This window comes from Streptacidiphilus melanogenes, from assembly GCF_000787835.1.
Taxonomy (GTDB): domain Bacteria; phylum Actinomycetota; class Actinomycetes; order Streptomycetales; family Streptomycetaceae; genus Streptacidiphilus; species Streptacidiphilus melanogenes.
The window spans coordinates 14,319-33,329 of record NZ_BBPP01000008.1; the positions used below are offsets into that span (position 1 = coordinate 14,319).

Annotated in this window: 18 protein-coding genes; 10 read left to right on the top strand and 8 right to left on the bottom strand. The window is 74.4% G+C overall.

The genetic code is table 11. The annotated features are described in order from the left end of the window. Window positions 1–124: 124 nt before the first annotated feature. Together TR49_RS11025 and TR49_RS11030 are read right to left on the bottom strand one after the other, a co-directional pair. On the bottom strand, window positions 125–739 hold the full coding sequence (locus TR49_RS11025) for a class I SAM-dependent methyltransferase (protein ID WP_042380721.1): 615 nt from the start codon (window positions 737–739) through the stop codon (window positions 125–127). Between the two features lie 127 nt (window positions 740–866). Continuing rightward, complete coding sequence (locus tag TR49_RS11030; protein WP_042380293.1) at window positions 867–1,358, bottom strand: MarR family winged helix-turn-helix transcriptional regulator; 492 nt, start codon at window positions 1,356–1,358, stop codon at window positions 867–869. Window positions 1,359–1,554: 196 nt separating this feature from the next. Here TR49_RS11030 and TR49_RS11035 point away from each other — a divergent pair, with 196 nt between their 5' ends. Continuing rightward, on the top strand, window positions 1,555–2,193 hold the full coding sequence (locus TR49_RS11035; RefSeq protein ID WP_042380294.1) for a GTP cyclohydrolase II: 639 nt from the start codon (window positions 1,555–1,557) through the stop codon (window positions 2,191–2,193). Between the two features lie 26 nt (window positions 2,194–2,219). On the opposite strand, the gene TR49_RS11040 is transcribed toward TR49_RS11035, so the two are convergent. Together TR49_RS11040 and TR49_RS11045 are read right to left on the bottom strand one after the other, a co-directional pair. Next, window positions 2,220–3,026: a hypothetical protein gene (locus tag TR49_RS11040; protein WP_042380297.1), complete on the bottom strand. Its 807-nt coding sequence runs from the start codon at window positions 3,024–3,026 to the stop codon at window positions 2,220–2,222. 373 nt (window positions 3,027–3,399) lie between these two features. Continuing rightward, window positions 3,400–6,114, bottom strand: coding sequence for a helix-turn-helix transcriptional regulator (locus tag TR49_RS11045; protein ID WP_042380300.1), 2,715 nt, complete (start codon window positions 6,112–6,114; stop codon window positions 3,400–3,402). A 249-nt stretch (window positions 6,115–6,363) separates the two neighbouring features. Between TR49_RS11045 and TR49_RS11050 the strand changes: the two genes are divergently transcribed. The 3 genes from TR49_RS11050 to hrpB are packed head-to-tail and all read left to right on the top strand — an operon-like array spanning window position 6,364 to window position 10,200. After that, a complete protein-coding gene (locus tag TR49_RS11050) occupies window positions 6,364–7,107 on the top strand; it encodes a purine-nucleoside phosphorylase (protein ID WP_042380302.1) in 744 nt (247 codons plus the stop codon). After that, window positions 7,104–7,556, top strand: a complete 453-nt coding sequence (locus tag TR49_RS11055) for a hypothetical protein (protein WP_042380304.1) — start codon at window positions 7,104–7,106, stop codon at window positions 7,554–7,556. Before TR49_RS11050 ends, TR49_RS11055 begins: the two co-directional genes overlap by 4 nt. Before the next feature lies 1 nt (window position 7,557). Beyond that, window positions 7,558–10,200, top strand: coding sequence for an ATP-dependent helicase HrpB (hrpB, locus tag TR49_RS11060; protein WP_084724788.1), 2,643 nt, complete (start codon window positions 7,558–7,560; stop codon window positions 10,198–10,200). Window positions 10,201–10,252: 52 nt separating this feature from the next. Here the strand turns inward: hrpB and TR49_RS11065 are convergent, their stop codons facing one another. Further along, window positions 10,253–11,224, bottom strand: coding sequence for a quinone oxidoreductase family protein (locus TR49_RS11065; protein ID WP_042380309.1), 972 nt, complete (start codon window positions 11,222–11,224; stop codon window positions 10,253–10,255). Between the two features lie 164 nt (window positions 11,225–11,388). Between TR49_RS11065 and TR49_RS11070 the strand changes: the two genes are divergently transcribed. Continuing rightward, window positions 11,389–11,952, top strand: a complete 564-nt coding sequence (locus tag TR49_RS11070; RefSeq protein WP_042380311.1) for a TetR/AcrR family transcriptional regulator — start codon at window positions 11,389–11,391, stop codon at window positions 11,950–11,952. A gap of 226 nt (window positions 11,953–12,178) precedes the next feature. Beyond that, a complete protein-coding gene (locus TR49_RS11075; RefSeq protein WP_042380315.1) occupies window positions 12,179–13,048 on the top strand; it encodes a class II glutamine amidotransferase in 870 nt (289 codons plus the stop codon). A 49-nt stretch (window positions 13,049–13,097) separates the two neighbouring features. Here the strand turns inward: TR49_RS11075 and TR49_RS11080 are convergent, their stop codons facing one another. Further along, window positions 13,098–13,823, bottom strand: coding sequence for an ArsR/SmtB family transcription factor (locus TR49_RS11080; protein ID WP_042380317.1), 726 nt, complete (start codon window positions 13,821–13,823; stop codon window positions 13,098–13,100). Between the two features lie 64 nt (window positions 13,824–13,887). On the opposite strand from TR49_RS11080, the gene TR49_RS11085 reads away from it, so the two are divergent. Further along, on the top strand, window positions 13,888–14,742 hold the full coding sequence (locus tag TR49_RS11085; protein WP_084724789.1) for an isocitrate lyase/PEP mutase family protein: 855 nt from the start codon (window positions 13,888–13,890) through the stop codon (window positions 14,740–14,742). 6 nt (window positions 14,743–14,748) lie between these two features. Here the strand turns inward: TR49_RS11085 and TR49_RS43710 are convergent, their stop codons facing one another. Beyond that, window positions 14,749–14,907 (bottom strand): hypothetical protein, encoded by a 159-nt coding sequence (locus TR49_RS43710; RefSeq protein WP_160311571.1) that lies wholly within the window; start codon window positions 14,905–14,907, stop codon window positions 14,749–14,751. A 79-nt stretch (window positions 14,908–14,986) separates the two neighbouring features. Beyond that, entirely contained in the window at window positions 14,987–17,356 is a 2,370-nt protein-coding gene (locus TR49_RS11090) for an FUSC family protein (protein WP_084724790.1), read from the bottom strand. 333 nt (window positions 17,357–17,689) lie between these two features. Here TR49_RS11090 and TR49_RS11095 point away from each other — a divergent pair, with 333 nt between their 5' ends. From TR49_RS11095 to TR49_RS43715, 3 genes are all read left to right on the top strand, one after another. Next, on the top strand, window positions 17,690–18,499 hold the full coding sequence (locus TR49_RS11095) for a GNAT family N-acetyltransferase (protein ID WP_042380319.1): 810 nt from the start codon (window positions 17,690–17,692) through the stop codon (window positions 18,497–18,499). 70 nt (window positions 18,500–18,569) lie between these two features. Beyond that, window positions 18,570–18,794 carry a translation initiation factor IF-1 gene (gene infA / locus TR49_RS11100; RefSeq protein ID WP_042380728.1) on the top strand — a complete coding sequence of 75 codons (225 nt, stop codon included), beginning with the start codon at window positions 18,570–18,572 and terminating at the stop codon, window positions 18,792–18,794. Window positions 18,795–18,850: 56 nt separating this feature from the next. Then, window positions 18,851–18,994: a hypothetical protein gene (locus TR49_RS43715; protein WP_160311572.1), complete on the top strand. Its 144-nt coding sequence runs from the start codon at window positions 18,851–18,853 to the stop codon at window positions 18,992–18,994. Window positions 18,995–19,011: the final 17 nt, after the last annotated feature.

The window sequence follows — 19,011 nt, forward strand, 5'->3', positions numbered from 1 at the left end:
GGGTCGGGGCGGCGGGGTGTCGGCGGGGCGGGAGCGCTTCTCGCGCTGTTCGCCGCGCGTGCGGATGCGCGGCGCACCCCGGCGCCCCCGCCCCGATCCGCCACCTCGGGCCCGGCCCCGGCGCCTAGGCCCGCTGAGGGCTCACGGCGCGCACGTGCAGGGCGCGGGATCCGCCGACGGGCCGCCAGTCGGACTGGACCTCGGTGAAGCCCGCCTCCTTGAGGGCGGGCAGCAGGACGTCGTCGTAGTGGGGACCGGCACTGCCACCGTCGTGCAGCACCGCCTGTTGGAGGACCGAGACGGCCAGACGGCCGCCCGGGCGCAGCACTCGGCGGACCTCGGCCAGGGAGGCGTCGAGGGGTTGCCAGAGCTGGACGCTGTTCGTGGCGCAGACTCCGTCGAAGGTGCCGTCCGGCCACGGCAGGTCGTCGGCGGTGGCCTGGCACAGCTCTATGCGTTCGCGAACCCCGGAGCCCAGCCGCCGCGTGCGGCGGCGGGCCGAGGTGAGCATCGGCTCCGAGGGATCCACCCCGGCGACCAGCAGATCCGCCGCGGCTCCGGCAAGCACCGCGAGCCCCAGGCCAGGGCCGAAGCCGATCTCCAGGACGTGCTCGCCCGCCGCCGGGGCGAGGTCGGCGACGCAGGCCCGGATCTGTGGGCCGTGCCGACGCGCCATCAGCGCGCCGACGAGAGCGCCGCCCAGGCCGCGGGGGAGAGCGAACTGCTGGTCCAGGTCCATGCCGACAGCCTGCACCGAGCCGGATGCCCGGCGCGGCTGTTCTGTCCGAAGCCGGGGTTCGATCAGGGTTGGCCCCTACGGGATGCCGTGTGGACCCCGAGGACGTCTCCGCGCCGCGTCGACGCCCCTACGCCCCTTGCGGGGCCTGCGACGGGCAGCGCGGCTCGGCACGCAGTCGGCGCGACACCTCGCCCAGGCCTGCCGCGATGTGGCCGAGCTGCTCGGGGGTGAGCACGTCGATCAGCGCCTGGCGCACCGCCTCGACATGGCCGGGCGCGGCGGACCGCAGCGCCTCGCGGCCCTGGTCGGTGATCTCCGCGAAGACCCCGCGCACGTCGCTGGGACAGGACCGGCGGGAGACCAGCCCGGCCCGCTCCAGCTGCGTGATCTGGTAGGTCAGGCCGCTCTTGGAGGTGACCAGCCGGTCGGCGAGCTCGGTCATCCGCAGTGCGCCGTCCGCTGCGGCGTTGAGCTGGACCAGCACCTCGTACTGGGTGTGGGAGAGCCCCGCGTCATCCTTGAGCTGCTGCTCCAGCCTGCGGTTGACCAGGTTGGTGGCGCTGAGGAAGGCGATCCAGGCGGCTTTCTCGCCCTCGTCGAGCCAGCGGGGTTCAGTCATGTGTCGACCATACTCCGTTGTTAAAATTTGAACCACCGGCGCGCGTGGTCCCCACGCGCCGCGGTCGGGCCGCCTCCATGGTGTCACCTTGATCCTGTCGCTTGCTGATTCCCGTTGTTCAAATTTGAAGCACGGTGTAGTGTCGGGGCGTCGCTTGGTTCAAATTGGAACGAAGCCAGAACGAGCGGAGCCCTCCATGACTGTGATCCCCGAGGCGACGGTCCGTACCCGCGTCCGCGTTCCGCTGCGGTTCGGCGACGGGTACAGCGTCGACTCCGAGCTGGTCACCTTCCACGGTCTGGCCGACGGTCAGGAGCACCTCGCCGTGGTCCTCGGTGATCCTGACGCCGCCGCGACCCCGTTGGTCCGGCTGCACTCCGAGTGCCTGACCGGCGACGTCTTCGGCTCCGCGCGCTGCGACTGCGGCCCCCAGCTGCGCGAGGCGGTCGAGCGCATCGCCCAGCGCGGCGGCTACCTGCTCTACCTGCGCCAGGAGGGCCGCGGCATCGGCCTCTACAACAAGCTCGACGCCTACGCGCTGCAGGACGAGGGCTACGACACCTACGCCGCCAACGCCGCCCTCGGCCTCCCCGAGGACGGTCGCGACTACACCGCCGCAGCGCAGATGCTCGCCGCCCTCGGGGTCGACAGCGTCGACCTGCTCTCCAACAACCCCGACAAGGCCGCCCAGCTCCGCGAGCTCGGCGTCCCGGTCCGCGACCGGGTTCCCACCGGCGTCCACGCCACCCCGCACAACCTCCGCTACCTCCGGGCCAAGTCGACGGGAACCGATCTCTCGTCGGCCCACGACCTGCTGGCAGGCCGCATCGCCTGACGGTCGCCGCCGGGGAGCCGGCGTGATCAGGGGGTGGCGCCGGGGAAGTCCGCCATCGGGCAGTAGGTCGGCTGGCTCGGATCGTACTGGTGGATCCCGATCGCGATGCCCGCCTGCGAGCTGCCCGTCAACGGGGTGTCCCCGACGAGCACCAGCGCGTGCCATCCGGTCTGCTTGGCCGTGTAGAGCGTGCAGTTGTCGACGACCTTGGTGCTCTGCGCGGCGGCGGCCGCGCTCCGGCCCTGCACGTAGGTCGACGACAGGCCCGGGGTGGCCTCCAGCAGGTACAACTCCTGCGCGGCGGTGGACGTCGAGGCCCAGAACGACTCTCCAGCGGTCAGGTAGAGGTCCGAGACGGTCACCACCTGGTTGCCGGGGAGCACGGAGAAGGCGATGTCCGGGTCGCCCGCCCCCGTCGTGCCGTGGTGGGTCGGCGTGGGGATGGTGGTGATCTTCGCGCCGTACTGCGCCTCGGCCCAGTAGGAGCCGGCGGTGTGCGGGACGATCTGCGTGTACCAGGTGCCGAACGGCTCCGTGCCGGAGTTGGAGTCAACCGCGACGAAGTTCGTCCGGTCCTGGCCCACGTCGCTGCCGCCCGCGAAGCCGCCGCCCGCGTTCAGCAGGGTGAGCCCGTCGTTCGCGCCCGAGGACGGCTGGACTGCGGACACGGACCAGTAGTCGTACGACGTGGTGTAGGCGTACCCCTGGGCCGCCGTCGAGGAGACCGCGGTGCCGTTCGGGAGCACGCCCCCGGCCCAGGCGGTTCCGGTGAAGCCGACGGCGAAGGCCGTCGCCAGCGCGCCGGCCGTCAGCCATCGTCCGGTCTTTCTCACATACACGAGCGCCTCCGGGCGCGTAGAAACGAAATGCCGTGGGAGAAGGTACGGACAGGCGGCCGACCGCGAATGAGTACTCACTACTCCACGCGGCTCGGCATCAGACCGCGCCGCAATTGTGAGTACCGATTACTCACGCAAGGCGACGACGGGGAGTCCTACGTTGAGGCGTCTTCCGCAGGGCCGCGCGTCCTGACCCCTCCACTCCTCGAACGGAGACCGTTCTTGCTCCCCGGGAAACCTCTACAGCGTGCCCGCGAAATCCTGACGGCCCTCTGGCGAAACGATTCCCTGCGGACGCTGGTCTGGGCCACGGGCACCATGCTCGTCGTCGTCCTGGTCGTCGCCGTTCGCATCTGAGGCACTCACATCATGCAGAGGGATCGCCGGCGATCCCCAGCGCGTGGGCGAGATCCTGGCGGCTTGCGATTCCGAGCGTCACGTAAGCGCGCTGGAGTTGGTTCTCGACGGTGCGCACCGACAGGGACAGCATTTCGGCGATCTTCTTGTTGGTCGCGCCGTTGGCCGCGAGCAGGGCGATTTCGAGCTGGCGACCGCTGACGGCCGTGTTGGTCTCGGCCGGAAGCAGCAGCGGAGTGCGCGCGCCTTCGCACTGCGCCGCCCATGAGCTCGCGCGACGGGCTGCCGCGGTGGCCGCGCGGGGGCGGCCGGCGCGGCGCAGGGAGACAGCGGCGGTGTTGGCGGCCTCGGCGGCCTGCAGGTCGGCGCCCAGGTCATGGAGCTCCGCCGCTGCGGCGAGCAGCAGCTCCGGGTCGTCGGCGGCCAGCGCCGAGGCCAGGGCCAGCCGCGCGCCGGGCCAGGCTCCCTGGCAGGTCGAAGCCAGCTCGCGCAGTCGGTCGACGACGTCGTGCGCGCCACCCAGGCGGGCGACGTCGGTCAGCAGCACCGCCTCGGTGGTCAGCATGCCGGCACCGGCGGCCTCGGCCGCCCCCTGTCGCAGAATGCGGCGGGCGGTGGCCAGTTCCCCGCTCGCCGCGGCCGTCCAGGCCCGGGCCAGGTACTCCGTGTCGCGGTACAGGGGCAGTCCCGTGTGGGTGTCCGCCTCGTTCAGGATCCGCCGGGCGGCCGCGCCGTCGCCGAGGACGGCGACACAGGCCGCGATGCCGTTCAGCGCCGTGTGCAGGGCGTTGGTGCTGCGCTGTGCGCGGGCCCGTGCGGCGGCCTCGGCGTACCAGCGTCGGGCGGTGGCTGGTCGCCCGGCCAGCCACTCGGTCAGGCCGAGGTTGACCGCGAGCCAGGTGGCGGGCACGGAGATGTCCGCCTCGGTCAGCTGCCTGAACGCGCGCTCGCCGACGCTGCGGGACTCCGACAGCCGCCCCAGGCTGCGCAGCGACGCGCTCAGGCCGATGAGCTGGGAGGCAGGGTGCGGATACAGGCTGCGCTGGTCGAGTCGCCGGTGGTGCTGGTAGACGCTCTCGGCGAAGGCGCAGGCCTCGGCGCTGCGGCCGGTCATGTCGAGGCCGGCCACCTTCATCATCGCCCCCGCCAGCCACGCGGCCGGGTCCGAGCCGCCGCCGTCCGGCCGGTCGCCGTCGCGATGGTCGCCCTCGTACGGATCGCCTTCGTGCTGGTCGATGTCGGGTTGCAGGTCGTGCAGCAGTTCCAGACCGCGCACGGGCTGACCGGCCGGGATGCGGACGGCGGCCTCGCTGTAGCGCAGCATCCGCAGCGCGTGCTCCCCGATGACCCGGGCCTGGGCCCGGGCGTTCACCGCCAGCGCCTCGTCGGTGCGGCCCGAGGCCCAGAACAGGTTCATGGTGCGCGCGATGGCCACGGCCACGACGTCGGGCTCGCTGGTGGCGGCGGCGTCGGCCTCGGCGAGCACCCCCTCGGCCTCGACGGTGTCGCCCAGCTCGAACAGGACCTCCCCGAGCATGTGCCGGGAGGCGACCGATCGCGGTCCCTCGACCTCGGCTGCGCGCAGCAGCTTGGCGGCCAGGGGATAGTCGTGCGCGTAGCGGGCCAGCGACGCGGCCTCCAGGAGCAGCGCGGGATCGGCGGTGCCCGTGGCGGCGAGCTGCCACGCGGCCAGACGACGCCTGTCGTCGCGACGGCGCGCGCCGCAGGCGGTGGTGCGGTCGATCTGGGTGAGGAGGTGGTGGCGTCGCCGCAACGGTGGGATGCCCGCTCGAAGGAGCTCCCCGTACAACGGGTGAGCGAGGGTGACTTCCGTTCTGCGCCGGTTCATGGCGGTGTGGATGATGCCTGCGGCCTCCAGGTCGGCCAGGACCGGTAGTTCGGCCAGTTCCTGCGCGTCCGCCAGCGGCACCGGTGCGCACAGGGCCAGCAGCTCCAGCACGGCACGCCCCTGCGTCGGCACCGCGCTCAGACGGGCGTCGACGAGTTCGGTCAACCGCGACGTCGTCTGCGGTTCCGCACCGGTGAGCGACCACAGCTCGCCGTCGAAGCCCAACCGGCCCGCTGCCGACGCCCCCTCGACCAGCTCGCGCAGGAACAGCGCGTTGCCGCCGGAGACGCGGTGCAGTTCCCAGACGGTGCGCTGCGCCGCCGGCGCGCCCAGAGCCTGCTGGAGCACCGCGTCCGTCTGCTGCGGCGTGAACGGGCTCAGGTCCACTCGACGGACCGAGGTGTCGCCGCACAGCGCGACAACGGCGGCACTGAGCGGCTGCCCGGTCCGGATGGTGCCGAGCAACCGTACGACGCCCGCATCCATCAGCTGCCGCAGCAGCACGGCGGAAGCCGAGTCCAGCAGGTGCAGGTCGTCGATCAGGAGCGCGCAGCGGCGTTCACGTCCCGGACCGGCCGCCAACCGCCGCGCCACCGCCGTGAACCCGGCCACCGGATCGGACAGGTCCACCCCGGGCGGAATCAGATGGGCGATCGCCGCCAGCGGCATCTCCGCGGCCGCGGCCGTCGCCGTCGCCCGACCGCCCCGGAATCCCGATCGCACCGCGCGCGCCAGGAACTCCTCCGCCAGCCGCGTCTTGCCGACACCGGCCGGGCCCGAGACCACCAGTCCCCGGCACGAGTTCCACGTCGCGTCGAATTCGGCCAACTGCTGTTCGCGCCCGGCCAGCGGCCACAGTGGGGCCCCGATGTCCATGAACCTCTCCTGAGCGGCTCGTGCGCACGCCACCGGTCCGGCTCCACGACTCGGCATCCCGGCCCCGCACGGTCCGGATCGAGCCACTGCCCGGTGACGTCGGGGCCGAGTGTACCGAGGCGGGCGACCTGGCACGCGTGTTGCCAAGCCGCCCCGCCTGACCGAAGGTGTGGGGATGGACGACCTGCCGGTGACGGATCCCGACGGCTGCACGAACGAGCGTGCGCCCCGCCCCGGGGCGGCGAACTGATGGCCACGCCGCACATCGGCGCCGAGCCCGGTGACTTCGCCCCCTGCGTGCTGATGCCGGGCGACCCGCACCGGGCTCGTCGCATCGCCCACGACCTGCTCACGGACGTCCGGCAGGTGACGGACGTGCGCGGCATCCTCGGCTTCACCGGCCGCTACCTCGGTGAGCCGATGTCCGTGATGGCCTCCGGCATGGGCGCGCCGTCCATGAGCATCTACGCCACCGAACTGTTCCGGTTCTACGGAGTCGAGCGCATCGTCCGGGTCGGCACGGCGGGCGCGCTCCAGGACTCGCTGAGCCTCGGTGACGTGATCGTGGCCTCGGCCGCGCACACCGACGCGACGACGGCCACGGCCCCGGTGCCGGGCGTGACCCTGTCCCTGGCGCCGTCGCCCCGCCTGCTGGTCGACGCGATCGCGGTCGCGGGTGACGCGGCCCGGGTGGGACCGGTGCTCAGCTCCGACTACTTCTACCTCGACCGTCCCGAGGTCCTCGACCGGCTCGCAGCGCTCGGCACCCTCGCGGTCGAGATGGAGGCCGCGGGCCTGTACGCGGTCGCCGCCGCCGAGCGGCGCGAGGCCCTCACCGTCCTCACCGTCACCGACCAGCTGCGCACCGGCGAGGCGATGGACGCGGCCACCCGCGAGACCCGCTACCAGCGAATGGTCGACATCGCCGCCCGCGCACTCCTCGCCCGCCCGTTCGGCGGAGCAACGGAACCGCACAAACCGGCCCAGGGGTGAGTCCGCTCGTCAAGGGCCGTGTTCTCGCGGACGGCCGGACCGAGCTGCTGGAGGTCAACGCGCGACCTGGGGGCCGCATCTACCGGGCCGCGATGCTCCACTCCTGCGGCGTGGACCCGTTCTGGGAAGCGATCATGATGGCGCTCGACGACGGCTACACGACGAACTGCGAGGGGATCGCGCAGAGCGCCAGCCCGGTCTTCGGGATGCGGCCCTTCGAGATCCAGGAGATCGGCCGGGTCGCCGAGTCCGTCACGCTGGGGGAGTGGGAACGGATCGACGGCGTCGACTTCGGCTACGTGCACGAGGGCTTCGTGGTGACGTCGCTGGCGAAGGAGAACGTCTTCGGCGAGGTTCTGCTGACGGCGTCGAACCTCGCCGAGCTGCGCGAGGTGGAGGCGCGGGTCGAGCAGAGGTTCCACGCCCGGGTGGAGCCCTTCGCCACCTGAGATGCCGAGTCCGGTGCGGGTCGGGTCGGCGCATTGGCCCTGGCCTGGTCGGATCGGGGAGACTGCCCGGGTGAACCCCGCCTGGCTCGACCTCCCCGTGCGCAGTGCCGTCCCCGCGCTCCGGCGTGCGCTGGGGTCGCGCGGGACGGCCGTGCTCGCCGCGCCGCCCGGGACGGGCAAGACGACGCTGGTGCCGCTGGCGCTCGCCGGGCTGGTGGACGGGCTGGTGGACGGGGGGCCGGCTCGGCGGGTGCTGGTCGCGGAGCCGCGGCGGTTGGCGGTGCGCGCCGCGGCGCGGCGGATGGCGTGGCTGCTGGGTGAAGCGGTGGGGGAGCGGGTCGGGTTCACCGTGCGCGGGGAGCGGCGGGTCGGTCCGGAGACCGTCGTCGAGGTGGTCACCACCGGCGTGCTGTTGCAGCGGCTGCAACGGGACCAGGAGCTCGCCGGGGTGGACCTCGTCCTCCTGGACGAGTGTCACGAGCGGCACCTGGACGCGGATGCCGCGCTGGCCTTCCTGCTGGACGTGAGGGCGGCGCTGCGCCCCGAGCTCGAGGTCGTGTGCGCCTCGGCGACCTCCGACACCGCCGCCTGGTCGCGCCTGCTGGGCGGTGAGAGCGACGAGCCCGCGCCCGTCGTCGAGGCGCACGGCATCGCGCACCCGGTCGAGGTGGTCTGGTCGCCGCCGCCCCGGCCGGTCCGGCCGCCGCAGGGGCTGCGCACGGATCCGGCCCTGCTGGAGCACGTCGCCGCGACCGTGCGGCGCGCGCTGCGCGAACGCGACGGCGACGTGCTGTGCTTCCTGCCCGGAGCGGGCGAGATCGCCAGGGTGGCCAGTCTGCTGGGCGCCCTTCGGGACACCGCGGACGTACTGCAACTGCACGGCCGGGCCGACCGCTCGGTGCAGGACGCCGCCCTCGCCGCCGGGCCCCGCCGCCGGGTGGTGCTCTCCACGTCCGTCGCCGAGTCCTCGCTCACCGTGCCCGGTGTGCGCAGCGTCGTCGACTGCGGGCTGGCCCGCGAGCCACGCACCGACCACGCCCGGGGCCTGGCCGGGCTGGTGACCGTCCGTTCCTCGCTGGCGACCGGGCGGCAGCGCGCCGGCCGAGCCGGTCGCGAGGCGCCAGGCGCCGTCTACCGTTGCTGGGCGGAGGCCGAGGACGCGCTCGCCCGTGCCCTGCCCACGCCCGAGATCCTTCAGGCCGACCTCACCGCTTTCGCGCTGCAGAGCGCCTGCTGGGGAGCGCCGGGCGCGCGCGGCCTCGCGCTGCCCGACGTGCCTCCGGCCGGTGCGATGGCCGCGGCGCTCACGACGCTGACCGCCCTCGGAGCCGTCGACGCCGAGGGCCGCGCCACCGCGCGGGGTGTGCGCATCGCCCGCACCGGCCTGCACCCACGGCTCGGCCGGGCGCTGCTGGACGGTGCGCCGCTCGTCGGCGAGCGTCAGGCGGCCGAGCTCGTCGCGTTGCTCTCCGAGGAGCCGCCGCGTGGGCTCGGCGACGACCTCGCCGCAGTCCGCCGCGCGGTGCGCACGGGCAGGGACCCCTACGCGGCGTACGCGGCGCGCTGGCGCGACGAGGTCCGACGGCTGCGCCGGCACCCGGATGCCGACGACCCGCCGCAGCAGGTCGGCGACACCGAGGCGGCCGGACTGATCGCCGGTCTGGCCTTCCCCGAGCGCCTGGCCAGGGCGCGCGGGCCCAAGCCCGAACCGGGCGCCGGGGCCGCCTACTTGATGGCCTCCGGCACGGCGGCCGCGACGACCACGGGCTCCGCCCTGTCGGGCGCCGAGTGGATCGCCGTGGCCGTCGCCGACCGCCCGGCGGGTTCGCCCTCGGCCCGTGTCCAGCTGGCCGCCGTCACCGACGAGGCCACCGCCCGGCGTTGCGCGGCACCACTGCTGACGGACCGTGAGGAGGTCCGCTGGGCCGTGCCGCCCGGGTCGCGCCGTGGTGACGTGGCGGCTCGCCGGGTCGCGGCCCTCGGCGCGGTCGAGCTCGCCGCCGAGCCCCTGACCGCGCCGGACCCGGCGCTGCTGCGGGCGGCCCTGCTGGAGGGGCTCGCCGCCGAGGGCGCCACCGAACTGCTGACCTGGTCCGCCGAGGCCGCCGGCCTACGGCAGCGGATGGCCTTCCTGCACCGCGTCATCGGCGAGCCCTGGCTCGACGTGGACGACCGCGCCCTCCTGGACCGGGCCGAGGACTGGCTCGAACCCGAGCTCTCCCGGGCCCGCCGCCGTGCCGACCTGGAGCGCCTGCCCACCGCCGCCGCCCTGGCCCGACTGCTGCCCTGGTCCGACGGCTCCGCCGGACGCCTCGACGAACTGGCCCCCGAGCGGATCACCGTCCCCACCGGCTCCCGGATCCGCGTCGACTACTCCACCGACCGACCCGTCCTCGCCGTCAAGCTCCAGGAGCTGTTCGGCTGGCAGGCCGCGCCCTCGCTCGCCGACGGCCGGGTCCCGCTGACGATCCACCTGCTCTCCCCGGCGGGACGCCCCGCGGCCGTCACGGCCGACCTGGCCACCTTCTGGCGCGAGGGCTACCGCGCCGTCCGCGCCGAACTCCGCGGCCGTTACCCCCGCCACCCCTGGCCCGAGGACCCCACCGCCGCCGAACCCACCCGCCGCACCAACCCCCGCCGCTGATCCTCTGCCTCGCCGGTCCGGCGTCAGTGCGACGGTCCCGGTCCGTTCTCGCTCAGGGGCGCAGGATGAGCTTGGCGCCCGGGGAGGCGGCCTGGGCGGTCCAGGCGTGCTCGATGTCCGCCAAGGGGTGGACCGAGAGGGAGGGGTGCAGGGCGCCGCTCGCGGCGAGGGCGGCGAGCTCGGCGTAGGCGGTGGCGATGCGGTCGGCGGGCAGGGCGGTGGCACTGAAGCCGGAGAGCCGCAGGTGGCGGTGGCGCAGTGCGGCCGCGTCGAGCTCGGCGGAAGCGCCTGCGGACTGGGCGAGGTTGACCCAGCGACCGGCGGGCCGCAGGGCCGCCTGGGCCAGTCGGGCGTGCGGGCCCCAGAGCAGGTCCACGACGACGTCGACCGCGCCGCCGACCTCGGCGACGGCCTCCGCGAGGGAGGCCGGGTCGAGCGCCGACGGGCCGTCCTCCAGCAGCAGCGTGAAGTCCGCCGCGTCGCCCAGCGCCTTCAGCCGGTCCGGGTTGCGCCCGGCGGCGACCACGGGGTCGGCGCCGAGGGCGCGGGCCAGCTGGACCACGGCCTGGCCGAGTGCGCCGGTGGCGCCCAGGACCAGGACCGACTCGCCCGGGCGCAGCCCGGCCTCCTCCCGCAGCGCGAGCAGCGCGCTCACGCCGACCACCCCGACGGCGGCGGCCAGGTCGTCGTCCAGGCCGTCCGGCAGCGGCAGGCAGGCTTCGTCGGGGACGGAGACGAGCTCGGCGAGGGTGCCGTCGACGAAGCCGCCGGGCACGGCGACGCGGACCCGGGCGCCAGGGGCGAAGCGGCCGCCCGAGACGACGGTGCCCGCCGCCTCGATGCCGGGCACGTACGGGACGGCCGGCGCGCCGGCCGGGTGGCCGCCCGAGGCGATGTGCAGGTCGACCGGGTTGAGCGCGGCCGCGGTGACCCGGACCAGGGTGTGGCCGGGACGCTCGGCCGGGTCAGGGCGCTCGCCGGGACGGGGTGCCTGTCCGAGCTGGTTCACGATCGCTGCGCGCACGGCGCTCTCCTTCGTCTCTGTACGCCTTTGTCGCCGTCCCGGCAGGGCCGGACGGCGCGCCGTCCCGGCAGGGCGGCGGTCGTGGCGAATCTGAATGACTGACCGGTCGGTCACCGTAGCGCAGGCTGCCGCGGCGCCGCCAGAGGGGGTCGTAGACTCCGGGCATGACCTCCCGAGCCGCCGCAGCCGAGCGCACCCGAGAAGCCCTGCTCGAAGCGGGGCTGGAGATCGCCGGTCGGCACGGGCTCGCGGCGATGAGCGTGAACCGCGTCGTCGCGGCCGCGGGCGTCGCCAAGGGCACCTTCTACGTGCACTTTCCGGACCGGGGAGCCTTCCTGGGCGCCATGCACGGGCGCTTCCACGCGCAGGTGGCCGCCGCCGTCGGCGAGGCGATGGCCGCGCTGCCGCCCGGACGGGAACGGCTGCGCCGGGGCATGGAGACCTACCTGGACCTGTGCCTCCGTCACAACGGTGTGAAAGCGCTGCTGCTGGAGGCCCGCAACGATCCCGACCTGTCCGACCAGGTCGCCATGCGGTCCGAGACCTTCGTCGCGCAGGCCGAACCGGACCTGCGGGCCATGGGCTGGCCGGACGCGGTCTCCGCCGCCCGCCTGGTGGTCGCCATGTCGGCGGAGCTCTCCGTCGCCGAGACCACGGGCGGCGCCGAGGACACCGCCGGCCGCGCCACCCTCTGGACGTTCCTCGACCGGCTCGACCTCAGCCGCTGACCCGACCGACCCGGGGGAGTGGCCGAACGGCACTGCCGCGCCCGGAGGTTCGGTCATCCCGCCCAGGCGCGCCCCTCGGTGGGCGCCGCGCATCGGTCGTATCGTGGCAGGGCGCCCGACCGGCCCACCGCCCGCGCACCGGCCGGTGCACCGACCCGGACGCCCGCGACGCCCGCGACTACAGAGACGCCAGAGACGCCAGAGACGACAGAGAGGCGGAGCCGGCATGTGCCGTCTGTTCGGCCTGAGCAGTGCACCGCGCCGCACCCGCGCCACCTTCTGGCTGCTGGACGCGCCGGACAGCCTCAGCGACCAGAGCCACCGTGACCCCGACGGCACCGGGCTGGGGTTCTTCGACGCCGACGGGACGCCGCAGGTGCACAAGGCGCCCGTCGCCGCCTACGAGGACCGCGCCTTCGCGGAGGAGGCCAGGACCGTGGAGTCGGCGACCTTCGTCGCCCACATCCGGTTCGCCTCCACCGGGGCGCTGGAGGTCCGCAACACGCACCCCTTCGAGCAGGACGGGCGGCTGTTCGCCCACAACGGCGTGATCGAGGACCTGCCCCGGCTCGACGCGCACCTCGGGCCGGACCGGTCACTGGTCGAGGGCGACACCGACTCCGAGCGCTTCTTCGCCCTGATCACCCGTGAGACCGCCGCCCGCGGCGGCGACGTGACGGCGGGTATCGAAGCCGCCGCGCGCTGGGCCGCGCAGAACCTGCCGATCTACGCCCTCAACATCATCCTCACCACCGCGGACCAGCTGTGGGCGCTGCGCTACCCGGACACCCACGACCTGTACGTGCTCCAGCGCCCTGCGGGCGGCCGTCACGGCGACCGCCATCTCGACCACAGCGGCACGGCGGGACGCCTGCGCGTCCACTCGACGGACCTGGCCGGCCACGGCGCGACCGCGGTCGCCAGCGAGCGGATGGACGACCACCCCGACTGGCAACTGATGGAGTCCGGGGAGCTTCTCCACGTCGGCCCGGACCGCACCACCACGCGCCGCATCCTGTTGCCCGACGAGCCGGTGCACCGGCTCACCCTCGCCGACCTGCACCCGGCGGCCGCCGCCTCCCAGGCCTCCGCCTGAGCGGTAGGGCGTGGGGCGGAGCGATGTTGACGCGACGTCAGGTGGCAGGTCAGTCGGCGCCCTGGTCGAGGGTGATGCCGAACAGGTCGCGGAGGGCCTCGGCGCCGCCGGTCGTGACCCGCAGGGCACGGCCGGTGCCGACGCGGCGGAGCCAGCCCGCGTCCATCGCATGCGTGCACAGTGCCGCGCCGAGCACCCCGGCGAGGTGCGGGCGGCGCTCGGTCCAGTCCAGGCAGCTGCGCACCAGCGGGCGGCGGCCGTGGCGCAGCGCCTCCACGTCGACGCCGACGGTGGTGGTGAGCCAGGCCCGGCCCGGCACGGTCACGGCCAGCCCCGCCTCGTCGGACACCACGCCGCGCGCCAGCAGGGAGTCGGCGACCGCGACGCCGAGCCGGCCGGCGAGGTGGTCGTAGCAGGTCCGGGCGCGCGCCTCCGCGCTGCGGCGGACGCTTTCGCGCAGGTTGCGCGGCGCGGGCGCGGGCGTCGCCGCGGATCCCGGCTGCGTCGCCGCGAACGTGGCCAGGTCCTCGACCAGCGCGGCGGTGCCGGGACCGGCCAGTCGCAGATAGCGGTGGCGGCCCTGCCGCTCCTCGACCAGGAGGCCTCCCGCGACGAGCCGGGACAGCTGTTCGCTCGCCGTCGACGCCACGATGCCCACGTGGTGGGCCAGTTCGCTTGCGGTCCAGGCGCGGCCGTCCAGCAGGGCGAGGCAGATCGCGGCGCGGGTGGGGTCGGCCAGCAGCCCGGCGAGCCGCGCGAGGGGTTGTGCGGACATGTGGCCATGATGCCCCCGCGACGGTTCGGCGCCCGCCGAAGTGTCCCGCGCCTAGCGTGGCCGTATGACGATCTCCGAACCGTCCTCGCGTCCGCCTCGTCCGGCAGGCGTCAGCGGCACCTTTGGGCCTTCCGGCGCGGCTCGCTTCCGCGCGCTGCACCGGCCGTCCGGCGTGCCCCTGCTGCTGCCGAACGCCTGGGACCACGCCTCCGCCGCCGCGCTGGCGGCGGCGGGCTTCGAGGCTGTGGGCACCACCAGTCTGGGGGTCGCCGCCGCGGCCGGGCTGCCGGACGGGACCGGCCGCACCCGGGCGGAGACCCTCCGGCTCGCCCGCCTGATCGGCGATGGCGCCTTCCTGCTCTCGGTCGACATCGAGGGGGGCTTCAGCGACGACCCGGCCGAGGTGGCCGACCTCGCCCGGGAGCTCGCCGAAGCGGGCGCCGTCGGCGTCAACCTGGAGGACGGCCGCGCGGACGGCGACCTCACCCCGCCGCGCCTGCACGCCGCGAAGATCGCCGCAGTCCGGGAGGCCGTGCCGTGGTTGTTCGTGAACGCGCGCACCGACACCTACTGGCTCGGGCAGGGCGGCGAGGCGCAGACGGCATCCCGGCTCGCCGCCTACGCGGACGCGGGCGCGGACGGCGTCTTCGTGCCGGGCGTGACCGACCCGGCCGGCATCGAGGCGGCGGCAGCCGCGACGGAGCTGCCCCTCAACGTCCTCGCCTCTCCGGACGGGCCCGCACTCGCCCGCCTCGCCGAACTCGGCGTCCGCCGCGTCAGCCTCGGCTCGCTGCTCTTCCGGGTCGCCCTCGGCGCGGCGGTCGACACCGTCACCGCCCTGCGCACGCACGGCGCGGTCCCACCCCTCCCACAGGTGCCGTCCTACGCCTCCGTTCAGGACCTCACCGCATCGAACTGAACGGCATCACCCGGCGCGGGCGGGGAGCACGCGCTCGCCCGCCGTGCAGTGATAGCAGCGGGCGACGCGCCCGTCGTGGTTGAACCACTCGTGCGCTCCGCAGTCGCGCGGGCCTTTGCCGAGGAAGCCCCGGTCGACGAGGAACCAGGGCAGGTGCCTTCGCACGCGCGTGCGCCATCGGTAACGCCCGGTCCCAGCCATCCCTGGAGGGTACCGGCGGCGCCTCGCGGCGGACGGGCGCGCGTCAGCCCGGGGCGCTGCCGTCCCGTGCCGCGGCGGCGAGGATCGGCTGGAGGCGGCGGGCCACGTCGACGTGGTCGCCGGTCCAGATGACGCGCACGGCCGTCGCGGTGGCCTGGCCGTCCGGGTCGACGAGGTCGGTGCGGACGGACTCCACGAGGCGGGCCGCCGCCTCCGGACGCAGCAGGACCGGGGCCGGGACGGGCGTGTGGTCGGCGAGGCTGCCGGCCAGGCCGCGGTACCAGTCGGTGACGCGGGTGGTCAGGCCGAGGATCGCGCGGTGAGCCTCGGTCTGGTCGGCGTTGGTGCGCGTGAGGGCGCACTGCTGCCAGAGGGAGACCACGGCGTCGGCCGCCAGGCGGAGGCCGACGACGCCGGTGACCAGGGTGGTCGTGTCGGCCAGCGACAGCGGTTTCGCTCCGCGTTCCGCCAGGTAGCTGCGGAACGCGTCGTCCAGGCGGCGCGCGGAGGCGGCCGCCTCGCGGCTCTGCCGCACCGGCTCGTCCGGAGGGGCCGCGAGGTCGGGGGCGCCCGGGGCGCCGCAGTGGCCGAGGGCGAAGTCGACGGCGCCCGACAGGTAGCCGGCGCTGTCGTTGTACGCCTGCGCGAGGGCCCGGTCGACGGCGGCCCCGGCGCCGCGCGGCCAGAAGAACAGGGCGACGAGGATGCTGACCGCGCAGCCCAGCGCGATGTCCTCGACCCGGAGCAGCGCGATGTGCCAGTCCGGGTTGTGGCCGATGTTGAACAGCACGACCAGGGTGACGGTGAACGCCGCCTGCCCGGCGGCGAAGGAGATCGCGGCGGGCGCGATCCCGGCGAGCAGGATGGCGAGCGGCAGCACGAACCACAGCACGGTGCCGTGGTGGCCGATCAGCACCAGCAGCCCGGCGCCGACGAACGAGCCGACCACCGTGCCGAGGACGGCCCGCACCGCGTTCTCCCCGGTGTTGAGGGCGTTGGAGCGCAGCACGGACAGCGTCCCGAGCAGCACCCAGAACGAGTGCTGGAGGCTGGTCAGGTCCGCCAGGAACACCGCGATGCCCAGCCCGACCGCGCCGCGCAGACTGTTGTGCAGCCACACCGAGCCCCGGCCCAGATGCGCGGCCGCTCGCTCGCGTGCCGAGGCCAGCGGTGCGGTCAGCGCCCCGGGCTCGCGGCCGAGCAACCGCGCGGGCCAGCTGCGCTGCCAGGCGGTGGCGGCCAGGTCGACGTTCTCGGCGACCTGCTGGACGGCGAAGCCCAGTTCCTGCGCGCGGAAGGAGAAGTCGAGGGTCGCGATGAAGCCGTAGACCTCCTCCGAGCTCTCCCCGGGAGGGCCTGCCACGGGCAGCCGGGCCGTGGAGCTGTCAGCCATCGCGGCCATGGTCACCCGCAGGTCCTGCACGGCGTCGCGCAGCGGGCCGACATCGCCGCGCAGGTCGGTGAGCAGGTCGGCGGCGCGGTCCAGGACGTCCGCGGCGGCGAGGCGCACGGTCCGGGCGGCCGGATCGCAGGCCGGCGGCTCCTCGGTCCAGGCGGGCCGGTCCGCGAGGATCGCGCTGAGCCAGGTCAGCTCGTCGACGAGGCGGACCAGCGTGCGCGAGGTGATGGACAGGCCGGTCGGCCGGTAGGGGGTCGCGTCGAAGGCCCGACGCAGCTCCGCGCTCGCCGTGGACGTCCGCTCCGCCACGGCACGGCACTGGGCGGCGTCCGGACGTAGTCCGGCCTCGCCGTGGCGCGCGGCGTCGGTGCGCAGCCGCGCGGCCGCCGCGCGGCAGACGCGTGCCGCCGGGGCGCCGAGCGGATCGGCGACCGGGCGCGGCCACAGCAGGGCGATCGCGGGCAGCGCCGCCGCTGCCGCCAGCCCCGTGCCGGCGAGCCGGTCGGGAAGCTGGGACAGCGGCACCGGCGTCGCGACCGGCAGCACGAACCCGAGCAGCAGCGCCGTCGTGCTCCCTGCGAGTACCGAGCTGACCACACCGGAGAAGAGCACCACGAAGGCGACCACCAGGGTGACCAGCACGGCGAGCCAGGTCCGGTGCGCCGCCAGCGTGCCCAGGCAGAGCAGCGCGGCCCAGGCGACCGCGAGCTCGGCCTGGGCGCGCAGCCGTTCCACCATCGGGCCGGAGTAGTCGACGAGCAGCAGCATCGAGAAGGACCCGAACGCGGCGAAGCTCGCCGTCGCCGGGGCGTGCAGCACCTGGGTGCACAGCGCGAAGAGGGCCGGCATCACGATGGCGGTGCGCCCCGCCCGACGCGTCGCCGCGAGCCCGGGGTCGTGTGTGCGCAGCCAGCTCAGCAGCCGCGACCCGGGCCGGGGCCGCGCCCGGACCGGGGGACCGGCGTCGGACCGCGACCGGGGCTGGGGCCGGCGGAGCGGATCGCGCAGGGACATGCGCACCTCCCGTGGACACGGCAGCGGCGGGCCCTGGCGCCGCACTTCGTTCACCACCATTGGCCTGCACCGCGGACGGACCCGCCACACCAGCTTATTTCGAGGTTGTTCCGACCTCAGTCCAAGGGCCCGCAGGCCCCGGAACCGGAAAACGGGTTGGGCGGGTCGCGCTTCGCTGATAGCGTGCGAGGCACCGTGACAGGACGCGAGGAGGTGAGACCCGTGAAGAAGGTTTTCCAGTGGGTGCTCCCTCATACCCTCACGGCGGGCGAGTGACGTAGGTGTCCTCAGGAGTGCCTCCGACAGCACGGCACTCTGCAAAGGGGATACGCCATGAACTCTTCACCTTTTTCTTCCGCTTTCCCTTCCGGCACGGGCAGTCGTCCCGTGACGGTTACGCGGGCCGCGCCGACGCAGTGGCTCGCCCTCGCCGACGGCCAGAAGCTCGGGAGGGGCGACGCCTCGCGCAGGCCCGACGGGCGGATGTTCGTCAGCATCGACACCTGGCACGAGGACGTCTTCGACCGTCTTGCCGCCGCCATGCCGGCGGAGCTGCCGGGGCCGCTGCACGCGGTGGTCCACGAAGGCGACTCCGACACCAGGGCCGCCTGGGAGCGGGCCGGCTTCACGGTCGCCCGCCGCGAGCGGGAGTACGTCCTGCCCACCGACCCGCGGGTGACCGGCCTCGACGCCGTGCGGCCGCCGTCCGGTGTGACGGTCGTGCCGCTCGGCCGGGCCGAGGAGGGCCCGCTGCGCCTCCTGGACCGGGCCGTCCGCGCCGAGGTCGAGGCCACCGTCGGCTGGCGGACCATGCCGGCCGAGGTGTTGCCGCGACCCGACGGGGTCACCGTCGTGGACCCGTCGACGTACGCGGTGGCGGAGCTGTCCGGCCGCTACGTCGGACTGGTCCGGGTGGTGTCCCGGGGGCGCGAGGCGCGGATCGGGCTCGTCGCCGTCCTGGCCGAGCAGCGGCGCCACGGCATCGCCCGGGCCCTGCTGGCCGACGTCCTGCGCGCGCTGCACCACTCCGGCGTAGCGGCGGCGCGGGCCGAGGTGGACGAGTCCAACAGCGGTGCGGTGCGCCTCTTCGAGGGCCTCGGCGGCCAAGGCCGGGACACCATCCTCGAGTTGGTGCGCCCCTGAGCGTCACCGACGCGCCACCTGGACCGAACGATCACATGCACACCATCACCGACTCGACGAAAGAGTGAACTTGCCGAAGACATCGAACGGCATCGAAATCGAGGGCATCGTCACCGAATGCCTGCGCAACGCCACCTTCACGGTGGAGCTGCAGAACGGGCACAAGGTGCTCGCCCATATCAGCGGGAAGATCCGGAAGAACTACATCAAGATCCTTCCGCAGGACCGGGTGCTCGTGGAGCTCAGCCCGTACGACCTCACCCGCGGCCGGATCCTGTACCGGTACCGGACGTGAGCACTCTCACCCGCTTCCGTGCAGGTCGGGCGAAACGGGGCGATTAGGCTGGCTTGATGCGCTTGACAACCATCCTCCGCCGACGTTCGAAGCTCCCCGTTCCGCCCGATCTGGCCCGCCTCCAGGCTCGGGCCGCCCACCTGCGCGGGGAGATCTTCTACCTCCGTCCGGCCTACACCCAGCAGCTGCGCTGGGTGTAGGCCGGACTGGAGCGTCG

Excerpts from the sequence above, each read along its gene's own strand:
- TR49_RS11025 (WP_042380721.1), bottom strand. The coding sequence starts at position 739 with ATGGACCTGGACCAGCAGTTCGCTCTCCCCCGCGGCCTGGGCGGCGCT.
- TR49_RS11030 (WP_042380293.1), bottom strand. The coding sequence starts at position 1,358 with ATGACTGAACCCCGCTGGCTCGACGAGGGCGAGAAAGCCGCCTGGATC.
- TR49_RS11035 (WP_042380294.1), top strand. The coding sequence starts at position 1,555 with ATGACTGTGATCCCCGAGGCGACGGTCCGTACCCGCGTCCGCGTTCCG.
- TR49_RS11045 (WP_042380300.1), bottom strand. The coding sequence starts at position 6,114 with ATGGACATCGGGGCCCCACTGTGGCCGCTGGCCGGGCGCGAACAGCAG.
- TR49_RS11050 (WP_042380302.1), top strand. The coding sequence starts at position 6,364 with ATGGCCACGCCGCACATCGGCGCCGAGCCCGGTGACTTCGCCCCCTGC.
- hrpB (WP_084724788.1), top strand. The coding sequence starts at position 7,558 with ATGCCGAGTCCGGTGCGGGTCGGGTCGGCGCATTGGCCCTGGCCTGGT.
- TR49_RS11070 (WP_042380311.1), top strand. The coding sequence starts at position 11,389 with ATGACCTCCCGAGCCGCCGCAGCCGAGCGCACCCGAGAAGCCCTGCTC.
- TR49_RS11075 (WP_042380315.1), top strand. The coding sequence starts at position 12,179 with ATGTGCCGTCTGTTCGGCCTGAGCAGTGCACCGCGCCGCACCCGCGCC.
- TR49_RS11080 (WP_042380317.1), bottom strand. The coding sequence starts at position 13,823 with ATGTCCGCACAACCCCTCGCGCGGCTCGCCGGGCTGCTGGCCGACCCC.
- TR49_RS11085 (WP_084724789.1), top strand. The coding sequence starts at position 13,888 with ATGACGATCTCCGAACCGTCCTCGCGTCCGCCTCGTCCGGCAGGCGTC.
- TR49_RS11090 (WP_084724790.1), bottom strand. The coding sequence starts at position 17,356 with ATGTCCCTGCGCGATCCGCTCCGCCGGCCCCAGCCCCGGTCGCGGTCC.
- TR49_RS11095 (WP_042380319.1), top strand. The coding sequence starts at position 17,690 with ATGAACTCTTCACCTTTTTCTTCCGCTTTCCCTTCCGGCACGGGCAGT.
- TR49_RS43715 (WP_160311572.1), top strand. The coding sequence starts at position 18,851 with ATGCGCTTGACAACCATCCTCCGCCGACGTTCGAAGCTCCCCGTTCCG.